The organism is Nocardia pseudovaccinii NBRC 100343, from assembly GCF_001613225.1.
Taxonomy (GTDB): Bacteria; Actinomycetota; Actinomycetes; order Mycobacteriales; family Mycobacteriaceae; genus Nocardia; species Nocardia pseudovaccinii.
The window spans coordinates 13174-31166 of sequence record NZ_BDBY01000206.1; the positions used below are offsets into that span (position 1 = coordinate 13174).

Sequence of the window (17993 nt, forward strand, 5' to 3'; positions counted from 1 at the left end):
CCTCTTGTTGCCTTCGAAAAGTGAGTGTGCGGTGTCAGTCGTCGACGGAAGGCGCGGGAAGTCCCGCGGCTACCTCGTCGATGGCTTGTCGTAGCAGTGTGGTGAGCAATACCGGCGGATCCGCGTACACATAGGTCGCGGTGGCGGCCTGGTAGATCGCGCCGATCGCGCCGACGACGAGGCGTGGATACAGATCGCGGGCCGCGTCGGTCCCGGTGCGTGCCGCGATCGCCTCGATCCAGTCGTCGGATACCGCCTTGGACACCGCGGTTCGGGTCTCGGGCGCCTCGAGCAGATCGCGAATGACCGCCAGTTGGCGCGCGGTCGGCGGGTGGTCTCCGGCGCCGTCGGCCTCGAGTGGTTCGAGGACCGCCGCGGTGATCGCGGTCCAGAGCGGCTCGTGCAGAGGCCGGTTCCGCAGTGCGATCAGACTGCGCTGGATCCGCTCGGTCTGCCGGTAGGCCAGTGCCTCGTGCTTACCGGTGAAGTAGTTGTTGAAGGTCCGGACCGACACGCCCGCGCGGGCGGCGATGTCCTCTCTGGTGATATTGGCCAGTCCGCGTTCGAATGCCAGCTCGAGCGTCGCATCGCTGAGTGCCTTGCGGGTGTCGAGCTTCTTGCGTTCGCGAAGGCCGAGGATTTGCTCATCTGGCATGACACCAGAGTACGACGGAACTTGCCCAGCGGGCAATGTTTCCCGCTGGGCAAAATTTAGCTAGGCGTAGACCGGGCCGGTGTACTTCTCGCCCGGACCCTTGCCCGGCTCGTCCGGATGTGCCGAGGACTCACGGAAGGCGAGCTGCAACGACTTCAGGCCGTCGCGATACGGACCGGCATGCGGACCGAAATATTCGATAGACGAGGTGATCAGCCCGGCGAGCGCGGTGATCAGGCGGCGCGCCTCGTCCAGATCGCGGCGCGGACTGTTGTCCGGATCCTCGTCGGCGAGTCCGAGCTTCTCCGCCGCCGCGCTCATCAGCATCATCGCGGCGCGGCTGATGATCTCGACCGCGGGGATCTCGGCCAACTCGCGGACGTCGGTCGCATCGGATACTGCCTCGTCACTCATAGGCACGAGGATGGCATCGTGGTGGTCGGACACGGTCGGCGGGGCGGGGCGATTCGGCGATAGCGAGTGGGAATGTTAGACTTTCCGCTGACGACCGCCCCGGGCTTGCCCGGGGCTGATAAGTGGAGCCCGACTCCCACCGTTGCCGACGAGCAATCGTACTGGTCAAACGGTCCGGTCCCCCGCCCTGCCTGGGCGGGTTTCTTGTGCGGAGGGTCCTCGGCGAGGATCATCACGGACAAGGTCGACACGAGCATGCTCGTGGTCGAAGGCCGGTCGACTCGGGCCCCGTGGCGGAATACCGCACCGGGGCCTTTGTGTTGAAAAGGGGTTGCCGTTATTGCGTGCGGTCGTCTGACGACACCGCTTGACCTAGGAGGCCCCATCAGCACTGAGACCCGCATCAACGATCGCATCCGCGTTCCCGAGGTCCGACTTATCGGACCGGGTGGTGAACAGGTTGGGATCGTGCGTGTTGAAGATGCACTACGCGTCGCCCTCGAGGCGGATCTCGACTTGGTCGAGGTCGCGCCGGATGCCCGTCCACCGGTCTGCAAGATCATGGACTACGGCAAGTTCAAGTACGAGACGGCGCAGAAGGCGCGCGAGTCTCGCAAGAACCAGGTGCAGACCGTGATCAAGGAGCAGAAGCTCCGTCCCAAGATCGACGACCACGACTATGAGACCAAGAAGCGCAACGTTGTTCGCTTCCTCGAGGCTGGCTCGAAGGTCAAGGTCACGATCATGTTCCGCGGTCGTGAGCAGTCGCGTCCCGAATTGGGCTTCCGGCTGCTGCAGCGTCTGGCCTCCGACGTCGCCGAATTGGGTTTCGTCGAGACCTCCGCCAAGCAGGACGGTCGCAATATGACCATGGTCCTCGCACCGCATAAGGGTGCGAAGACGCGGGTGAAGGCGCAGGAGGATTCGCGGGCACCGCGTCCCGCCGCCACCGAAGCGCCTGCCGCTCCCGCACCTGCCGCGGGCGCACCGGTCGCCGAACAGGCCGCGCCGGCCGACCCGCAGTAATACCGATCAGAAAACCGGTGGTCCGACGAGGACCACCGGTACGAGACAGATAGAGGAATCCATGCCGAAGATGAAGAGCCACAGCGGCGCCTCGAAGCGATTCAAGGTTTCGGGCCGTGGCAAGCTGCTGCGTCAGCAGGCGAACCGTCGCCACCTGCTCGAGCACAAGTCCACTCGCCGGACTCGTCGTCTGGACGGCACGGAAGCCGTCGCGTCTGTCGACGTCCCTCGCGTCAAGCGTCTCCTGGGTCTCTAAGACCCCAGGTAGCAGCACCCGCGCGACCGGGATTCCGGACGCGACCACCGACCAATTCCGGGGCCGCCACGCATGCGCCCCCTAGATCTAATAAGGACTGACCCATGGCACGCGTCAAAAGGGCCGTCAACGCGCAGAAGAAGCGCCGTTCCGTTCTCGAGGCCTCCAAGGGCTACCGCGGCCAGCGCTCGCGGCTGTACCGCAAGGCCAAGGAACAGCAGCTGCACTCGCTCACCTACGCCTACCGGGACCGCCGGGCGCGCAAGGGTGACTTCCGCAAGCTCTGGATCGCCCGCATCAACGCCGCGGCGCGCCTGAACGACATCACCTACAACCGCTTCATCCAGGGCCTCAAGGCCGCCGGTGTCGAGGTGGACCGCAAGATCCTCGCCGAGCTCGCCGTCTCCGACGCGGAGGCGTTCGCCGGTCTGGTCGCCGTCGCCAAGGCCGCTCTGCCGCAGGACGTCAACGCCCCGGCTGCCTGATCCGCACCTGCGTGACGACACAGCATTCGGAACGACCCGTGGATGCGCTCTCCGAGCATAATCCCCGGGTCGTTTCCGCTGTCAAGCTCCAGCGCGCCGCGGCCCGCCGCAAGCACGGGCAGTTTCTGGCCGAGGGCGCGAATTCCGTTGCGGCGGCACTGGAAACCGGTCGGGTGCGGGAGCTGTTCTACTCGATGCACGCCGCGGTTCGGGAGAATCAGCTGATCGCCGGGGCCGCCGCCGCGGGTGTGCGCACCACATTGGTGAGTGAGCGCGCCGCCGAGCACCTCGGTGAAACCGTCACCGCGCCGGGGCTTGTCGCGGTGTGCGACCACATCGACGTGCCGCTGGCGGACGTGCTGGCCGAGCGGCCGACACTGCTCGCCGTCCCGGTCGAGATCGCCGAGCCCGGCAATGCGGGCACTCTCATTCGAGTCGCCGATGCGGTGGGCGCGAATGGCGTTGTGCTGGCGGGGGATGCGGTCGATCCGCACAATGGCAAATGCGTCCGCGCGAGTGCGGGCAGTTTGTTCCATGTGCCGATCGCGCGGCATCGCGATGTGGGCGAGGTGCTCGATGCCGTTGCGGCAGCGGGTATTACGGTGCTCGCTACTGCCGCCAAGGGTGAGGTCGATCTGGACGACGCCGACGAACTGCTGGCTGGACCGGTGGCCTGGCTGTTCGGTAATGAGGCGCACGGCCTGGATCCGTTGGTCGCCACTCGGGCCGACCATCGGGTGCGTATCCCGATCCATGGCCGCGCCGAGAGTCTCAACCTTGCCGCCGCAGCAGCTATCTGCCTGTACGCGAGCGCGCGGGTCCAGCATACGAAATAGGCCGGGCACGAACCCGCAGTGGAACACTGGGCCGGGTGAGCCCGTACTCAGCGTGCCCGCTGCAGTTGACCTTGCCGGCCTTCACGGCGGAGTCGAACAGATCCCTTGCCACTCCGTCGAAAACCAGCACCGGCTGGCGGCCCCCAGTTTCGAATCCCGCACGCCCATGCCGCCGTTGAGGGGTGTCGGCTCCGCGGGTTCCGGACTGGCGCCGACGGTGTCGAGGCTGTCTTTAGGTGGGCATCCGCTCTTCTCTCGGGGTTGCTGAAGTCACGACGAGGAACGGCCGCAGAGAGGCCGAGTCACACTCGGGATCTGTTGCGGAGCAACGACTTCGGTCTGCTCCGTGGTCGGCGGTGGTGCGCTACCGACATGACAAAAGTAGGATCCGCGTCGTCTAGGACTAACAACGTTTTCAGTGAGATCGCCGATGAGCGTTGACCGTAGTTTTGCGAGTTTGTTGAAAACATCGTCAATTTTGACCGTGTTAGTTTGACTTTGACGAGCTCCACCGCGTGGGCAGCTCGAAAGGGAGGCTCATGTCGGACTCAACCCCCACGGTCGCCGCCGCAGAGATCGCCCGGCTGACCGGTGTTACTCGCGCCACTGTCAGCAACTGGCGACGCAGGCACGCCGACTTCCCGGTTCCGGTGGCCGGTGGCTCCGAAGCTCGACCTCTGTTCGATCTCGGTGACGTGCAGGAGTGGCTGCGCGACCACAGGGTGCAGATCGCCGACTCGCCGGTTCAACGACTGCGTACGATGCTGCGCACTGAAGTCGACCCCGCATCGATCCCCGAGTTGATGTTGTTTGTAGGCGACGAGACCTCGGCTCCGGCGACACCGCTGCTGACTGCCATTCGCGACGCTGTCACGGCGACCGATGTCAAACAGATCTTGGATGTGCTCGCTGATCGCGGCTTGGACGCCGCCCCCAGCACCGGTGTCTACCCGACGGAGCAACCGGTCGCTGCTCTGATGACCGATATCCTCGCGGCAGCGGCTCCCCCGACACCGCAGACCCTGCTCGATCCCGCCTGTGGCAGCGGAACCCTCCTTGTCGAAGCAGCTCGCATCGGCGTCGCTTCCCTGTCCGGTCAGGACGTGCTCCCCGTTCAGGCCGCCCGGACCGCCGCTCTACTGCACGCGCAGGTCCCCGCAGCTATGGTCGACATCCGCACCGGCGACAGCCTCTTAGCCGACGCTTTCCCCGGTGAGGAGTTCGATGCCGTGCTCGCCAACCCTCCCTATGCGCAACGTGATTGGGGCGCAGACCGGTTGGCGCTCGATCTCCGCTGGGAGTACTCGGTGCCGCCGCGCGGCGAATCCGAACTCGCCTGGGTGCAGCACATCCTCGCGCACCTGCGCGTCGGCGGGACCGCTGTCGTTCTGCTGCCACCTGCCGTTGCATCCCGTACGTCCGGCCGTCGGATCCGGATGGAGCTACTGCGCGGTGGCGCCCTGCGAGCGGTGATCGCGCTGCCGCAGGGGGCGTCTACGCCACGACAGGTCGGGTTACAGATCTGGGTGCTGCGCCGGCCCGGTGGCGGGTCTGCGGACTCGGTGCTGTTTGCCGACATGGCGAGGATGCCCACCCGTGGTGAAATTCAGTCCGATTGGCAAGGTCTTTCCGAACGAGTCATCGACTCGTGGCGCGCATTCGACCGCGGTGACGTCGATGCCGCCGCTGTTGCGGACTTCACCGCGGTAGTGCGCACGATGGACATCCTCGACGACGATATCGACCTGACCCCGGCGCGCCGAGTTCGCGCCGCCATCGACCCCGGCAATGTCGCGGCCTCCGCGCACGCTGCTATCGGACATCTCGGCGAGCATCTCATCGAACTCCGCGGCATCGCCGCAACCGTCGAGGACTGGTCCGCCGGCACCGGCGCGGGACTGCGCACCGCCACCGTTGGTGATCTCGAACGCGGTGGGGCAGTTCGGCTCGTGCCGACAACCCCCGAAGCCGCAGATTCCGACTCCCCCCAGCGCCCGGTCCTGTCCGGACGCGATCTCCTTTCCGGACGCGGCCCATCCGGCCTTACCAATCCGGATGTACCGGTGTCTGCCGAACTGATCCGCGAAGGCGACGTTCTGGTATCCAGATTCCGCGACGACCACGGTGCCGCCCAAGGTACTCGGGTTGCCGAGGGCGCCGACGTTGGAGCAGTTCCCGGTTCCGGCGTGATCGTGTTTCGGACCGACCTGACCCGGATGGATCCGTGGTTCTTCGCTGGGTTCATCGGCAGCCCGGACAACTCGGCGGCGATGTTCGGTTCGACCACGATTCGGCTCGATCCAATGCGGTTGCGTATCCCGATCCTGCGGCTCGCGGAGCAGAAGCCGTATGCGGAGGCATTCCGGAAACTGCACTTGTTGCGAGTGGCCGCGGCGCGGACCGCGGATGTGGCTACGCGGGCAGCGGAGTTGATCGGGACGGCGTTGACCGCCGGAGTGTTGGCACCGGTGCGCGAGTAGTGCTTGGGGTGCCTCGGAAACCCGGGATCGTATCCACACACGGGCCGAAATCGACCCGGCCGGGTTCGTCATCGTCGCGATGGTTCGGTCTGCCGCACCGAACACGCGACTGTGGCGATTCGATACCCCCACTTACGCAACACATCTCGGGATCAGGTCGCCGAGGACATCGCGCTGGCCTATGCGCACGAGCAGTACCGCACGGATGTGCACGAGGAAGCGATCCTGGCGCTGCTGCGCGACGATCTTCGTCCGGAAGTCGGCTATCGGGCCGTCAAATCATCGACCGACGGCGAAATTGAGATGATATGAATGGAGACTCCCCTGCAGGACGTAATGCTATGTACTGCAGAAGTTTACGGCTGGTAGTGTCGCTTCCCGTTCATCAATAACAGGGGGAAGCATGCGCTACAACGGGCAGAACTGGTCCGCACCGGCACCCCAACCTCCCTACCCCAACTTTCCTGTCAATCAAGGTGGTTGGCCGCCGCCGGCGGGATTTGCGCCGCAGCCAGGTATACCGCCGTACCCCGGAATGCCCAGGTCGTCGAATCCCACTGGCTGGATCGTCGTTGGAGTGGTGGTGGCGCTCGTCGTGGCTGCAGTCCTGGCGTTGGTCGTCATCCGCAAGGGCAAGGGCGAGGGTGAGTCGGAGCTCGCCAAGATGAAGGATGCCTTTCCTGGTCTGGTGCAACCGGTCGGATCGGGTGTATCCGGAACCGGCTACGACGGGCACAAGTGCTACCACGAAACCACGGGCAGTACGTTGATAGCGCCCCATAACGACGACTCGCTGAATCTCGGTCCGTGGACCGACGCATGGGATTGCTGGGGCTTCACTGACAAACCCACATATGTGGTGTTGGCTTATCTGGCGCAGTCGGATGTGCGCCGGGTCGTCGACTCACTCCCGCCCAACGAACAGAGCTTCGGCGGCGACGGCTATAACGGCTATCGGTGGCAGACGCCTGAGTCGGCAACGCCGGTGCGGTACTGGAAGGTTGAGGCGTTCCCGTCTGGTGCGCGTTCCCGGTACCTGATCATTGCGCAGGACGAGTATTGGCGGAACTCGAAGCAGGGTAGGGATATTCACGCATTCGACCGCTGGTGCGTCGCCATGCCTCTGTAGTTGTCCGCCGCTGCGGATCAGGGCGAGGCGTATAAAGGCTTCACCTGCAAGCATTGTCGCGGCGCGGAACGCGTCGAGCGCTGTTCGCATGTGCGAAGTCCCGGACATTTCTCCGCCGCCTCGTGGTGTTACGGGCTGCGGTGAACCATCACACAGACCCATTCGTTCTGTACGTGCCGCCGAAGCTGACCGCCGATCGCGATTCGTCGTAGTGACGGTAATTTCCGAGTCACTTCGGGACGGTGTCGGAATCAATCGCCGCTAACAGTCTCTCGCCGCGCGCCGACCTTACCGACATGGCACCTATCTCCTACCGTGGCGTGAAGAACCGAATCGCTTACGACCGTGGTGAGCTGCTGAGCAACGTCGTAACACCCCAAAATGTCGCAGATCGGCTGGCAGAGCGCTACACCGGTCCGATCGGCGAGCTCAACAAGTGGGTGGACGGGGTACGGGCCGCAACCGGCGAGAGCGTGCCGTACTTCGATCCGTGGGCGGCATCAGGCGGAGCAAAAGTACTAATGCTGCTGCAAGATCCGTCCGGTGCGGCGGATGGCGAGTCTGGTTTCATCAGCCTGCACAACAACGACCAGACCGCGCACAACGTGTACAAGCTGTGTCTGGAGACCTCTCTGCGGTACGCCGATTACGTTCCGTGGAACGTCATACCGTGGTGGGTGGCCAATCCTGCAAAAGGCCGGCGCTCGCTGGGAGCAGAGGCACGGCGCGCACGGCGCTATCTGGAAGAGGTGGTCGAGCTGCTGCCCGGTGACCTCGCGGCGGTCATTGTCATGGGCAAAACACAGACTTGGCCAGCCTGGAAAGCAGCTGTGGGACCGAACCATCGGCGGTTTCACGGTGCCGAGGTCGTGTTCACTGCCCATCCGGGTCCGTTGTCTATCAACCAGCCCGACAAGGAGACTGGCCGCCGCAACCGCGATCACCTCGTAGAAGTATTCGCCCACGTCGCGAGTATGGTCCGATGAAAAGTGTTCCGCGTAGCGCGGTTACCCGACTGCCAGCCAGCTCCAACACTTACAGGCGGTTCATATTCGCTGCACGGCAGTTGATTACGTGTTATGCGTAAACGATGGATCAATGGGCGGACGTGACGGCACCGAAACGGGATCCGTCGGAAGAACGGGGTTGGTACCACACCGGCGTGTGGCGGTATGAGCGTCGGAACCCGGTTGATGACGAGAATAGAAGTCGAAACCCTTTGCCGCCCAACAAACTTGTCTGGGCGCTCACCAGCCCAGGAGACCCCTCCGTTTCCATCTTCTACTCCGATCGTCACTGCGTCGTACTCCAGATGGACCAGTCACTGCTCGTAGCTGCGGCGGATATGACGCTATTGATCGGCGGCTCCACAAGTTCTTTGATGCGCTGGAGAAGCCAGCAAGCCCGCGATGTTCGCCTGATCATGTGGACGAGTCCCTTCTCGAGAATTGCAGGGTCGCGACGACCGACGGAGTGCGCTATGGCAGCGTAGTGCGTTGGCGCGTCACGCCCGACGAAGAATGGTTTGCCATCGTGCGATATCGCAAAGCCACTGGCAGTATTCGTGGTCGAAGTCCGACCGATCGCGGATCTCGAGCCAGACCACGGATAGTGCCGAAGCCTCGCTGAGCGCCTCTCGCCCCCTGTGAAATTGCCATCGCTTTCCTTTGTTCGCGCGACTACCGGGAGATGCCGTCCATGGTGTTGCAACCGGGGCACCATCGGTCGCGCTTCGAGAGCAGTTCGCGCGCGTGGCCCTGGCTGTATGTTCCGTAGATTGCCCTGTGGGTGGTGCACACCGCGTAGACGTCCGGGTCGGTGCGGTCAGCGGCGATGACGGTGAATGCGGCGAGGTCTGCCGCGGACACCGGCTTCCCTGTGCCTGGGCGGAACGGGGCGGTTTCGATGACGTCGCCGCGCCGCCATTCTCCAGCTTTGCGTAGTGGATCCCCGAAGTGGAGCAGTCGCTGCAGCGTCGCGGCTACTACCGAGGCATTGTGTTGGTCTCGCTCGATCTGCTCGTTGTCCCGGCGACGCCATTCTGCATCCCGTTCGTTGCGCTCGGCCACCGTGGCCGCAACCATCGCGCGTGCCTGCTGTTCGAACGCTCTGGCGAGCTCCAGAGCCAACGATTCGGCCCGCCGAGTTGTCGATCGCTCTCCCTCGCAGACGGTTTCGCCGATTCGCATGCCGCCGTACTGCTCGAACTCTGCGAGCCGCACCACGAAACGCCACTGTCGCGACGCCAGCTTTCGAAGAGAGATCGTGACACCGCGGTCGTGGTCGGTGATCGTTCGGTCTGGTGCCCCACCCAGGGCCGGATCGTGGTTGCGGTACATCGAATCTCGGTCAGTGCTCATCGCTGGTTGCCTTTTCTCCGGGGGACTGGACTGGTGGCTGGCTCGCCTGCAGACTGCGCACGATCTCGAGCAGGTGCTGCACTTCCTGGTATGTGGGGGACAGCTGGTACGCGTGCTGGTGGCACGCCTCGGACAACCGCGTCCACGCGTACTGAGATCGGAACGGCACGTCACGCTCATCGCGGTAGGCGATCTCGAGGCAGGCCAGGCGGGCCCGGCTGCTGGCCCTGCCCGGGTTGATTCCCTTTGCGCGCAGGAGTTCGTCGACGATTTGTTCCAACGCGGTGCGGGCCAGCCAGGCCGCGATCCGATTGCTGTGCGGGGATTGCCGGGAGACCTGCGCCGCAGCCAGAGTCAGCAGGCTGGTCACTTTCCCGCCTTCTCGATGTCGTCAACCAGGCGCTGGACGTCCTTGGCCGCCTGGCGTGGATCGGCGGCCGGGGTGAGCCCGTCGTGCATCTTGGGTCCCGTGATGTGCAGCGCGGACTTCTGATATGGCGCTCGTGCCCACTGTTCGAGCACATGGTGTTCCCGTGGTTCGCCGAACACTCCGAGGATTACCTTGGATCGTGTGGTGGCCGCCGCACCCCACTCGCTCTCGAGTGTTTCGAGCGACCGTCCGGCTCTGATGTTTCGCGTGAAGTACGTATGGCGGGCGGCTGTTTCGACTGCGAAGCGCAACATGCCGGGGAGCGTCCGGCGCATCGCCTCGTCAGGGAGCCTGCCGTTCTTGTGTTCGAGCACAAGCCCGAAAGCGTCCTCGATATAGCGTCGAGCGGGATCGGTGAGAGTAGTGATCGACACCTGAGAGTCCTTGCCGCGGTTGACCTCCATGATCGTGGCCGCGAAGTTCCCCCGCCGGACCGCGGCTGGCAGGCGGTCATCGTGGGAGAGGACCACGACTTGCCGGGTCTGGGCGAGTTCGCTCAGCAACGTCACGAGTCCGTCCACCTTGGCCGGATCCATGGCTTGCACGGGGTCGTCGAGAATCAGGAATCGGAAGGGTGATTCGGCCATAGTGGCGCGAGGCAGGAACAGGGCGAGTGCCAGTGCGTGGAGCTCGCCCTGGCTCAGCACGGTGAGTCCATCCGCGGCCACACCATCGACCAGTGAGTCGATGCGCAGCTTGCGCCGGGTCGCGGACCCTTCCAGACAGAGGTCACCGATCTCGACGTTGCTTTCCTGCCGCAGCATCGCCCACGCGTGCTGGACGCCGACACGTATCGGTGCGAGGCGTTCATTGCGCAGTCGGCGATCGTTGTCCTGAAGCCACTTCTTGGCCTCGTTGAGCTGATCGACCACGGGTTTGTCCGTGAGCCATGCCTGCCATGCGGCGCACCAGGCGTGGAGCTCGGCGTGCACCGGTTGCCATCGGTCCTCGCGCTCCGCGAGACATGCCGCCGCGGCCTTGTTGACCGCGTCGACCGCGTCGCTGAGTGCAGCGGCGTTGGTCTCCAGATGGTCGGCGAGCTGCGTCATCGTCGGCGCGACAGGGCCGCGCGTGATCGCGGCCCACTGTTGCCACATGCTGCGGACGGCAGCCACCGTCTCCTCGAGCTCCTGAGTAGGGGAGCGGTCGAGGATGGCGGGTACGGGCTGCAGCGCACGAACAGCCTCGGCGTGTGCCAATTCCATCAGTTTCCGGGCGCCGTTCAGTGCGGCCATGTGTTGATGGTCCGCGCTCACCGCGGCACGGCTTTGGCGAGCCCAAGTCGCGTCAAGTGTGCCGTCGTGACACACAGGGCACGCCATGTCGCCGTGCTTTTCGTGTACCTGCAGAGCCTGTTCGAGCAACCGCAAGGTGTCCAGCTTGCGGTCACTGGCCACGTCAACGAGCTCGGCCAACTCGGCATCGCTCTCGCGCAACCGTTTCGCGATAGCAACGGCGCTGTCTGGTGTGACCGGGGCCGTAAGGTTTGTGAGCGCGCGCAGTTCCGGAACCGGTCCGCTCGCACTCGCTTCGGTCTCGTGCAGCAACGCACGCAGCCGGAGCAGATCGGGTGCCGTCTTCTTCAGCAGCGGCGCCACGGCCGCGGCCCGCTCATCGTCAAGCTCTGCGACCGTGTCGGCAAGCGCTCTACGCCGTTTCGCGAGGTCGTCACCGGGTGCCTTGTGGTCCTTGTGCCGCACTGAGATTCGATTGATCGCGTCTGTCAGCTGTTCGACTCCCAGGACTCGCGAGATCGCGTCGTGCAGATCGCTGGGAGTGCCGTTGAGCATGGCGCCGAGCTCGTCATAAGACAGGATCGGGCGGAATCGCTGTAGCGGTCCATCCCATCCGAGGTCGCCGCGACCGATCTGCTGCTTGCCGCCGCGTCGTTGGGTGCGGGTGGTGTGCCGGTTCACCTCGGTCTCGTCGTCGGGCCAGTCGAGGGTCACCACGACTGGCTCGTTGTCCTCCTCCACCAAATTCACCGCGATGCGCGCGGTGGGATGGTGCAGATTGCGCCACTGGTCACGCCACTGTGTCGATTTCTTGCCGGTCCAGCGAAAAGCGCTGTCGGTGAGCGTGAGTTCCAGCGCCTCGGAGATGCTGGACTTTCCAGATCCGTTGCGTCCCACCACAATCGTCAGCCCCGGTTCGGGCCGAAGATTCAAGGTGGTGGCGGGTCCGATCCCCCGAAAACCCTCAACCTGCACCGAAGTCAGGAATGTGCCGCGAGCATCTGATGGTGTTGTGGCGGCGGATGGTTCCTCGGCGTGCTGGGTCTGCGTACCCCCTCCGAGGTAGTCGTCGAGCGCTTGATCGCCTTCGAAGGCCGCCAGAATCAGTAGCCCCACCTCGTCGGGGAGGTGGGATCCGTCGATCTGTTCGGCAATCCATGGTGCGAGGCGTGTGCTGTCCGGAAGCGGATCGGTCATGGCGGTGAACCCTTTTCGTCTTAGTGATTCGGGTGGAGCGAGTGGAGCCGGCGCGATTAGCGTCAATCGGCGATGTACACATCATCGGTTCTGCTGTGAATGTTGTCAAGAAGTTTGAGCTGCCTTGATTTTCACAGGAGCATGCGCCAGGATCGTGATGTACACGAGAGGGGTGACATGTCGAACCTGGTTCCACCCGTGACCGCCACGGAAATCTCCAAGCTGGTCGGCGTGACCCGCGCGACCGTGAGTAACTGGCGTAAGCGTCACGAGGACTTCCCGAAGCCGGTGGGCGGCACCGAGTTCCGACCTGTGTTCGACTGGAACGCGGTGCAGGCATGGTTGGCCGAGCGCGGTCAAGATGCCACCGATGCGCCGATCCTGTCCTTGCAGACACTGTTGCGTTCGTCGTTATCCAGCGACGACGCGCAGGTTCTGCTCGCCGGGCTGAAACCGTCCGAATCTGGTTGGGTGTCATCGGACTCCGCGTCAACCGATGCCTTGTCCGGCGTCCTGAAAACATTGGCGCATGCTGCCGAAGTCGAGGGGCCGCGTGCGGCACTTCAGGCGCTGGCCGACCACGCGCACGGTGATGAACAGAACGTCGGCCTCTACCGGACTCCGGAGCTGGTCGCCACACTGATGGCGGAACTGCTGCAGCCGCTCGGCGCAGGGCTGGTACGGGTGCTGGACCCTGCTTGTGGTGGTGGTTCGCTGCTCGTCGCGGCGGCAAAGCGCGGTGCCACAGAGCTCTACGGACAAGACATTTCGGAAACCCAAGCAGCGCTTGCTCGTCTGTTGGTGCAGGCCGAAACCGAGGTCGAGGCGAACATCGCCATGGGCGACAGTTTGCACGGCGATGCGTTCCCAGGCCTGGAAGTGGACGCGGTAATGAGCAGTCCGCTCAGCCTTCGGGACTGGGCCGCGGATCGGGTGCAAGTCGATGACCCGCGTTGGGGATATGGCACGCCAGGGCGAATGGATTCGGACCTTGCCTGGGTCCAACACGCTCTCGCGCACCTTCGTCCTGGTGGACTTGCTGTTCTCCTTGTTCCCGCATCCGTCGCGTCGAGGGCCTCCGGCAGGCGAATTCGTAGTTCGCTGCTGCGGGCGGGAGCGCTTCGCGCCGTCATCAACCTGCCACCAAGACTGCCTCAGCTCCTTTGGACGCGACTGAATCTGCAGATCTGGATCCTGGAGAAGCCTGACCCCAACGCAGCGGTGCCGGACAGCGTGCTGCTGGTCGATACCGCGCCGGCCGCGGGCGAGGCCGCGCAGAGCGGTGCCGGCGATGCTGTCGATTGGCCGCCGGTCGCCGACACAGTGCAGCGAGTCTGGTCTGCCTTCGTCGAGGGTCGATCAGCGGAGGCCGAAGAGCCCAACGTGTCGACCGTTGTCAGAGTTGTCGACATGCTCGACGAGGAGGTCGATCTCACGCCCGGACCGCGGGTGAAGTTGGCGATCGACCCCGGAATCGTTGCCGGCGAGGCTGATACGGCGCTCTCGCGACTCCGCACTGCTGTCGCGGAGCTGGCTCACGTGTCCGAAGCTGTCGGTCAGGTCGCGCAGATCTCGGGTGCGACATGGCGGACTGCGACCATTTCCGATCTGGCTTCGGGAGGAGCCGTACGTATCTTGCGTTCTCAACTACCGAAGTCGACCACGGCCAACGACGAAGATCTCCGGTTGGCCATCACCGGCCGCGACATCGCCACCGGTAACCCGGCATCCGGCAAAGTAAAGGTGGAACCCGGCAGCCCGATGGTCGAAGTCGGCGATGTTCTGGTTCCGACTGTGCGCGCACCCCGAGGCCAATCCTTCCGGATCGCGGGCCCGGAAGATGCGGGGATCGCGCTCGGACCGAATGTGCAACTCGTGCGCACGGACCCGCAACGCCTGGACCCGTGGTTCGTCGCCGGATTCATCGGCGGCATCGATGATGCTGCTTCCCTCGGCACGACCGCAATTCACTCCGCGCTGCACCGAACGCGAATACCGTTGCTGCCGTTGGCGCAGCAACAGCGCTACGGCGAAGCGTTTCGCGGCGTGCACCAGCTGCGGGCGGCATTGACTCGGGCCGGTGAGGCAGTAGAGCAGATCGCCGAGGTGGTGACCACCGGTCTCGTCGCCGGTGCGCTCGAACCGACCACGGGCAGCGCGATAAACGAAGACATCAGTAATCCTCGAGGAGGCAGTGAGTGAACACCGGCAAGCACAGCGAGCTGGCCAACCACGCGTGGTCGGTCGCGGACCTGTTGCGCGGCGACTACAAGCAGTCCGACTACGGCAAGGTGATCCTGCCGTTCACGGTGCTACGACGTCTGGAGTGCGTGCTGGCGCCCACCCGGGACGCGGTCGTCGCCAAGGCCGAGTCGCTGGCGGGGAAAGACCTCGACGTGCACAAGTTCTTGACCATGGCGGCCGGAGCGGTGTTCTACAACACCAGCGATCTCACCTTGAAGAAGATCGCCGCCGATCCGACCTACGCCTCCAAGAACCTGATCAGCTACATCAATGACTTTTCCGAGAACGCGTGTGAGGTGCTGGAGAAGTACGAATTCGCCCAGCAGATCCGCAAACTCGACGCGGCAGGTCTGCTCTACCAGGTGGTCGGCAAGTTCGCGGACCTGGACCTGCGCCCGGAGGTGGTGTCCAACCATCAGATGGGTTACGTGTTCGAGGAACTGATCCGGCGCTTCGCCGAACAGTCCAACGAGACCGCCGGTGAACACTTCACCCCGCGCGAAGTCATCGAACTGATGGTGAACCTGCTGATCGCTCCGGACGCCGAACTCCTCGGTGTGCCCGGCGTCGTCCGCCGCGTACTCGACCCGGCCTGCGGCACCGGCGGCATGCTCAGCTCCGCGGAAGCCCACATCACCGCTTTGAACCCGCAGGCGACGGTGGACCTGTACGGGCAGGAACTGAACCCGGAATCGTGGGCTATCTGCCGGTCCGACCTGATGATCAAGGGTGAGGACTCCGAGAACATCGTGCTCGGTAACTCCCTCGACGACAACGACGGTCACTCGAAGACCAAGTTCGACTACATGCTCGCCAACCCGCCATTCGGCGTGGAGTGGAAGAAGATCAAGGACGATGTCGAGTGGGAGGCGGCCAACCTCGGTGAAGCGGGTCGCTACGGCGCCGGGCTGCCTCGCATCAACGATGGCTCACTGCTGTTCTTGCAGCACATGATTTCGAAAATGAAGCCGGTGAACGCCTCCGGCGAGGGCGGCAGCCGGATTGCCATCGTCTTCAATGGTTCTCCGTTGTTCACCGGTGCTGCTGGGTCCGGTGAGTCCGAGATTCGCCGGTGGATCATCGAGAACGATTGGCTGGAAGCTGTTGTCGCGTTGCCGGATCAGCTGTTCTACAACACCGGCATCTCTACATACTTCTGGATCCTCACCAACCGTAAGAAGCTTGATCATCAGGGCAAGGTGGTGCTGCTGGATGCGCGGGACTACTGGGTGAAGATGCGGAAGTCGTTGGGGGACAAGCGTAAGCAGCTCAGCGATGAACAGATTCGGGAAGTCACCCAGCTGTACGGCGAGGCGCTGACGGTCGCCAAGGACCCGACCCACCCGCTGCACGGCAAGGTGAAGGTCTTCAACAACGAGGACTTCGGATACCGCCGCATCACCGTGGAGCGACCACTGAAGCTGCGGTTTGCGCTTACAAGTGAGGGTTTGGAGAAGCTGGCCTCCTTGGCGCCGGTCCTTAAGCAGTATGGCGACTCCGATGCGTTTCGAGCCCTCCTTGCTCCGTTGGTCGGTACTTCCTGGAGGACGAAGGCTGATGCCGTGTCCGCCATGCGCGACGCCATTGTTGGTGCCGGTGAAACGTGGCCCAGCGGTGCAGCTTTCGCAAAAGCCTTCCGTGAAGCGGTCGGTACGCGCGATGCGGAGGGTGAGGTTCAACTGGTGAAGGGCGCCCCCGAACCGGACCCCGACCTGCGCGACTTCGAGAACGTTCCGTTGACCGAGGACGTCAATGAATACCTGATCCGCGAAGTCCTGCCTCACGCTCCCGATGCATGGATCGATCACGCCAAGACCAAAGCGGGCTACGAAGTTACGTTCACTCGGCACTTCTACTTGTACACACCACCCCGGCCGCTGGCGGAAATTGATGATGAATTAAAGGCGCTGGAGTCGGAAATTCGAGCGCTTTTGGGTGAGGTGACTCGATGAGTGGGGCGAGTATCGCGCCGTGGCTCGCAGAATCGCAGTGGCCCACTGTACCTATTCGACTGGTTGCGCGTTTGGGATCCGGACATACACCCAGCCGAAAGGTGGCCGAGTACTGGGAGAACTGCGACATCCCTTGGATTACATTGGCCGATGTATGGCAGCTCCGCAGCGGCGCCGTTGACGTAATCACCGATACGAAGGAAATGATCAGCGCGCTCGGGTTGTCAAACTCATCAGCGGCTATCCATCCTGCTGGCACCGTGATCCTGTCGCGAACCGCGTCCGTTGGGTTCTCAGCGATAATGGGATCAATGATGGCTACCAGCCAGGACTTTGCAACTTGGACTTGTGGCCCGCGTTTGGAGCCGAGGTATTTACTTCATGCGCTTCGCGGTATGGCACCGGATCTGAAGCGTGTCGCCATGGGCTCGACACATAAGACAATCTACATGCCTGACATCGAGCAACTTCGTATTCCGCTGCCGGATATCGAGGAACAGCGCCGCATCGCCGACTTCCTCGACGCCGAAACCTCCCGTATCGACCGGCTGATATCGCTGCAACGTCGGATGCTCGCCAAACTTCAAGAGCGCGAAGCCGCTCAACGCGACAGTGCGATCGATGACCTAGAGACAATGGGTGGCGTTGTTCGACTCCGGCGGTACATCTGGTCGATGGATCAGGGGACGAGTCCCCAGTGTGATGCGATCCCGGCCGAGGATGGTGAGTGGGGCGTGCTGAAGGTCAGTTGTCTTCGACCCGGCGTCTTTGATGCCAGCCAGAACAAGCGTCTTCCACCCGAGAATGAGCCTGATCCCAGATATGCGGTAAGACAGGGTGACTTGCTCATCGCCCGGGCAAATACACCTCTACTCGTCGGCTCGACGGCTGTAGTCGGCGATGTCAGAGAGCGATTACTGCTATCGGACAAAATCTTCCGCGTTAAACTTAGCGGCGAGATTATTCCGGAATTCGTGGCTGAGGTTGCCGCTGGAAGCAAGATCCGGATGTTGTGCGCTTCCTCGTCGCACGGAGCCTCGCAGTCGATGGCTAATATTCGATTTGAGGAGGTTAAAGCGTGGCCCATTCCCCGGGTTGATCGACGCGCCCAGTATCAATTTGTTGATGAGATGTCGGAGGGTCGAGAACAACTCGCGAAGATCCGAAATGTGATTGACCGACAGCTAGTCCTTCTGGCCGACCGCCGCCAATCTCTCATCACCGCCGCAGTGACCGGCCAATTCGACGTCACCACCGCCTCCGGGCGGAATCTCACCCAGGGGGTATAGCGAAC

At 63.5% G+C, this 17993-nt stretch carries 16 protein-coding genes; 11 read left to right on the forward strand and 5 right to left on the reverse strand.

Going from position 1 to position 17993, the window contains the following annotated elements; genetic code table 11:
* Positions 1–34: 34 nt before the first annotated feature.
* Together NP3_RS26080 and NP3_RS26085 are read right to left on the reverse strand one after the other, a co-directional pair.
* A complete protein-coding gene (locus NP3_RS26080; RefSeq protein ID WP_063044239.1) occupies positions 35–655 on the reverse strand; it encodes a TetR/AcrR family transcriptional regulator in 621 nt (206 codons plus the stop codon).
* A gap of 60 nt (positions 656–715) precedes the next feature.
* Complete coding sequence (locus NP3_RS26085) at positions 716–1069, reverse strand: DUF1844 domain-containing protein (protein WP_063044273.1); 354 nt, start codon at positions 1067–1069, stop codon at positions 716–718.
* Positions 1070–1408: 339 nt separating this feature from the next.
* On the opposite strand from NP3_RS26085, the gene infC reads away from it, so the two are divergent.
* The 8 genes from infC (at position 1409) to NP3_RS26125 (ending at position 8267) form a co-directional block, all read left to right on the forward strand.
* Positions 1409–2095: a translation initiation factor IF-3 gene (infC, locus tag NP3_RS26090; RefSeq protein ID WP_084508992.1), complete on the forward strand. Its 687-nt coding sequence runs from the start codon at positions 1409–1411 to the stop codon at positions 2093–2095.
* 61 nt (positions 2096–2156) lie between these two features.
* Positions 2157–2351 carry a 50S ribosomal protein L35 gene (gene rpmI / locus NP3_RS26095; RefSeq protein ID WP_040689021.1) on the forward strand — a complete coding sequence of 65 codons (195 nt, stop codon included), beginning with the start codon at positions 2157–2159 and terminating at the stop codon, positions 2349–2351.
* A 104-nt stretch (positions 2352–2455) separates the two neighbouring features.
* A complete protein-coding gene (gene rplT, locus NP3_RS26100) occupies positions 2456–2836 on the forward strand; it encodes a 50S ribosomal protein L20 (protein WP_040689024.1) in 381 nt (126 codons plus the stop codon).
* A 38-nt stretch (positions 2837–2874) separates the two neighbouring features.
* On the forward strand, positions 2875–3672 hold the full coding sequence (locus tag NP3_RS26105; RefSeq protein ID WP_063044241.1) for a TrmH family RNA methyltransferase: 798 nt from the start codon (positions 2875–2877) through the stop codon (positions 3670–3672).
* A 539-nt stretch (positions 3673–4211) separates the two neighbouring features.
* The gene (locus NP3_RS26110; protein WP_063044242.1) at positions 4212–6152 is read left to right on the forward strand and encodes an N-6 DNA methylase; all 1941 of its coding nucleotides are present in this window, start codon (positions 4212–4214) and stop codon (positions 6150–6152) included.
* A gap of 111 nt (positions 6153–6263) precedes the next feature.
* Positions 6264–6464 carry a hypothetical protein gene (locus NP3_RS26115; RefSeq protein ID WP_063044243.1) on the forward strand — a complete coding sequence of 67 codons (201 nt, stop codon included), beginning with the start codon at positions 6264–6266 and terminating at the stop codon, positions 6462–6464.
* Positions 6465–6747: 283 nt separating this feature from the next.
* Positions 6748–7281, forward strand: a complete 534-nt coding sequence (locus NP3_RS26120) for a hypothetical protein (protein WP_157124554.1) — start codon at positions 6748–6750, stop codon at positions 7279–7281.
* Between the two features lie 296 nt (positions 7282–7577).
* The gene (locus tag NP3_RS26125; protein WP_157124555.1) at positions 7578–8267 is read left to right on the forward strand and encodes a uracil-DNA glycosylase family protein; all 690 of its coding nucleotides are present in this window, start codon (positions 7578–7580) and stop codon (positions 8265–8267) included.
* 693 nt (positions 8268–8960) lie between these two features.
* Here NP3_RS26125 and NP3_RS26130 read toward each other — a convergent pair.
* The 3 genes from NP3_RS26130 to NP3_RS26140 are packed head-to-tail and all read right to left on the reverse strand — an operon-like array spanning position 8961 to position 12503.
* A complete protein-coding gene (locus tag NP3_RS26130) occupies positions 8961–9641 on the reverse strand; it encodes a hypothetical protein (protein ID WP_157124556.1) in 681 nt (226 codons plus the stop codon).
* Positions 9631–10011 (reverse strand): hypothetical protein, encoded by a 381-nt coding sequence (locus NP3_RS26135; RefSeq protein WP_063044247.1) that lies wholly within the window; start codon positions 10009–10011, stop codon positions 9631–9633. The genes NP3_RS26130 and NP3_RS26135 overlap by 11 nt, the downstream gene beginning before the upstream one ends.
* Positions 10008–12503 carry an AAA family ATPase gene (locus tag NP3_RS26140; protein WP_063044248.1) on the reverse strand — a complete coding sequence of 832 codons (2496 nt, stop codon included), beginning with the start codon at positions 12501–12503 and terminating at the stop codon, positions 10008–10010. The genes NP3_RS26135 and NP3_RS26140 overlap by 4 nt, the downstream gene beginning before the upstream one ends.
* 198 nt (positions 12504–12701) lie before the next feature.
* On the opposite strand from NP3_RS26140, the gene NP3_RS26145 reads away from it, so the two are divergent.
* The 3 genes from NP3_RS26145 to NP3_RS26155 are packed head-to-tail and all read left to right on the forward strand — an operon-like array spanning position 12702 to position 17988.
* Positions 12702–14705: an N-6 DNA methylase gene (locus NP3_RS26145; protein WP_063824917.1), complete on the forward strand. Its 2004-nt coding sequence runs from the start codon at positions 12702–12704 to the stop codon at positions 14703–14705.
* Positions 14702–16699 carry a type I restriction-modification system subunit M gene (locus tag NP3_RS26150; RefSeq protein WP_063044250.1) on the forward strand — a complete coding sequence of 666 codons (1998 nt, stop codon included), beginning with the start codon at positions 14702–14704 and terminating at the stop codon, positions 16697–16699. Before NP3_RS26145 ends, NP3_RS26150 begins: the two co-directional genes overlap by 4 nt.
* Positions 16696–17988: a restriction endonuclease subunit S gene (locus NP3_RS26155; RefSeq protein ID WP_084508996.1), complete on the forward strand. Its 1293-nt coding sequence runs from the start codon at positions 16696–16698 to the stop codon at positions 17986–17988. The genes NP3_RS26150 and NP3_RS26155 overlap by 4 nt, the downstream gene beginning before the upstream one ends.
* Positions 17989–17993 lie beyond the last annotated feature (5 nt).

Coding starts and splice junctions, on each gene's coding strand:
- NP3_RS26080 (WP_063044239.1), bottom strand. CDS start 655: ATGCCAGATGAGCAAATCCTCGGCCTTCGCGAACGCAAGAAGCTCGAC.
- NP3_RS26085 (WP_063044273.1), bottom strand. CDS start 1,069: ATGAGTGACGAGGCAGTATCCGATGCGACCGACGTCCGCGAGTTGGCC.
- rpmI (WP_040689021.1), top strand. CDS start 2,157: ATGCCGAAGATGAAGAGCCACAGCGGCGCCTCGAAGCGATTCAAGGTT.
- rplT (WP_040689024.1), top strand. CDS start 2,456: ATGGCACGCGTCAAAAGGGCCGTCAACGCGCAGAAGAAGCGCCGTTCC.
- NP3_RS26110 (WP_063044242.1), top strand. CDS start 4,212: ATGTCGGACTCAACCCCCACGGTCGCCGCCGCAGAGATCGCCCGGCTG.
- NP3_RS26125 (WP_157124555.1), top strand. CDS start 7,578: ATGGCACCTATCTCCTACCGTGGCGTGAAGAACCGAATCGCTTACGAC.
- NP3_RS26130 (WP_157124556.1), bottom strand. CDS start 9,641: ATGAGCACTGACCGAGATTCGATGTACCGCAACCACGATCCGGCCCTG.
- NP3_RS26140 (WP_063044248.1), bottom strand. CDS start 12,503: ATGACCGATCCGCTTCCGGACAGCACACGCCTCGCACCATGGATTGCC.
- NP3_RS26155 (WP_084508996.1), top strand. CDS start 16,696: ATGAGTGGGGCGAGTATCGCGCCGTGGCTCGCAGAATCGCAGTGGCCC.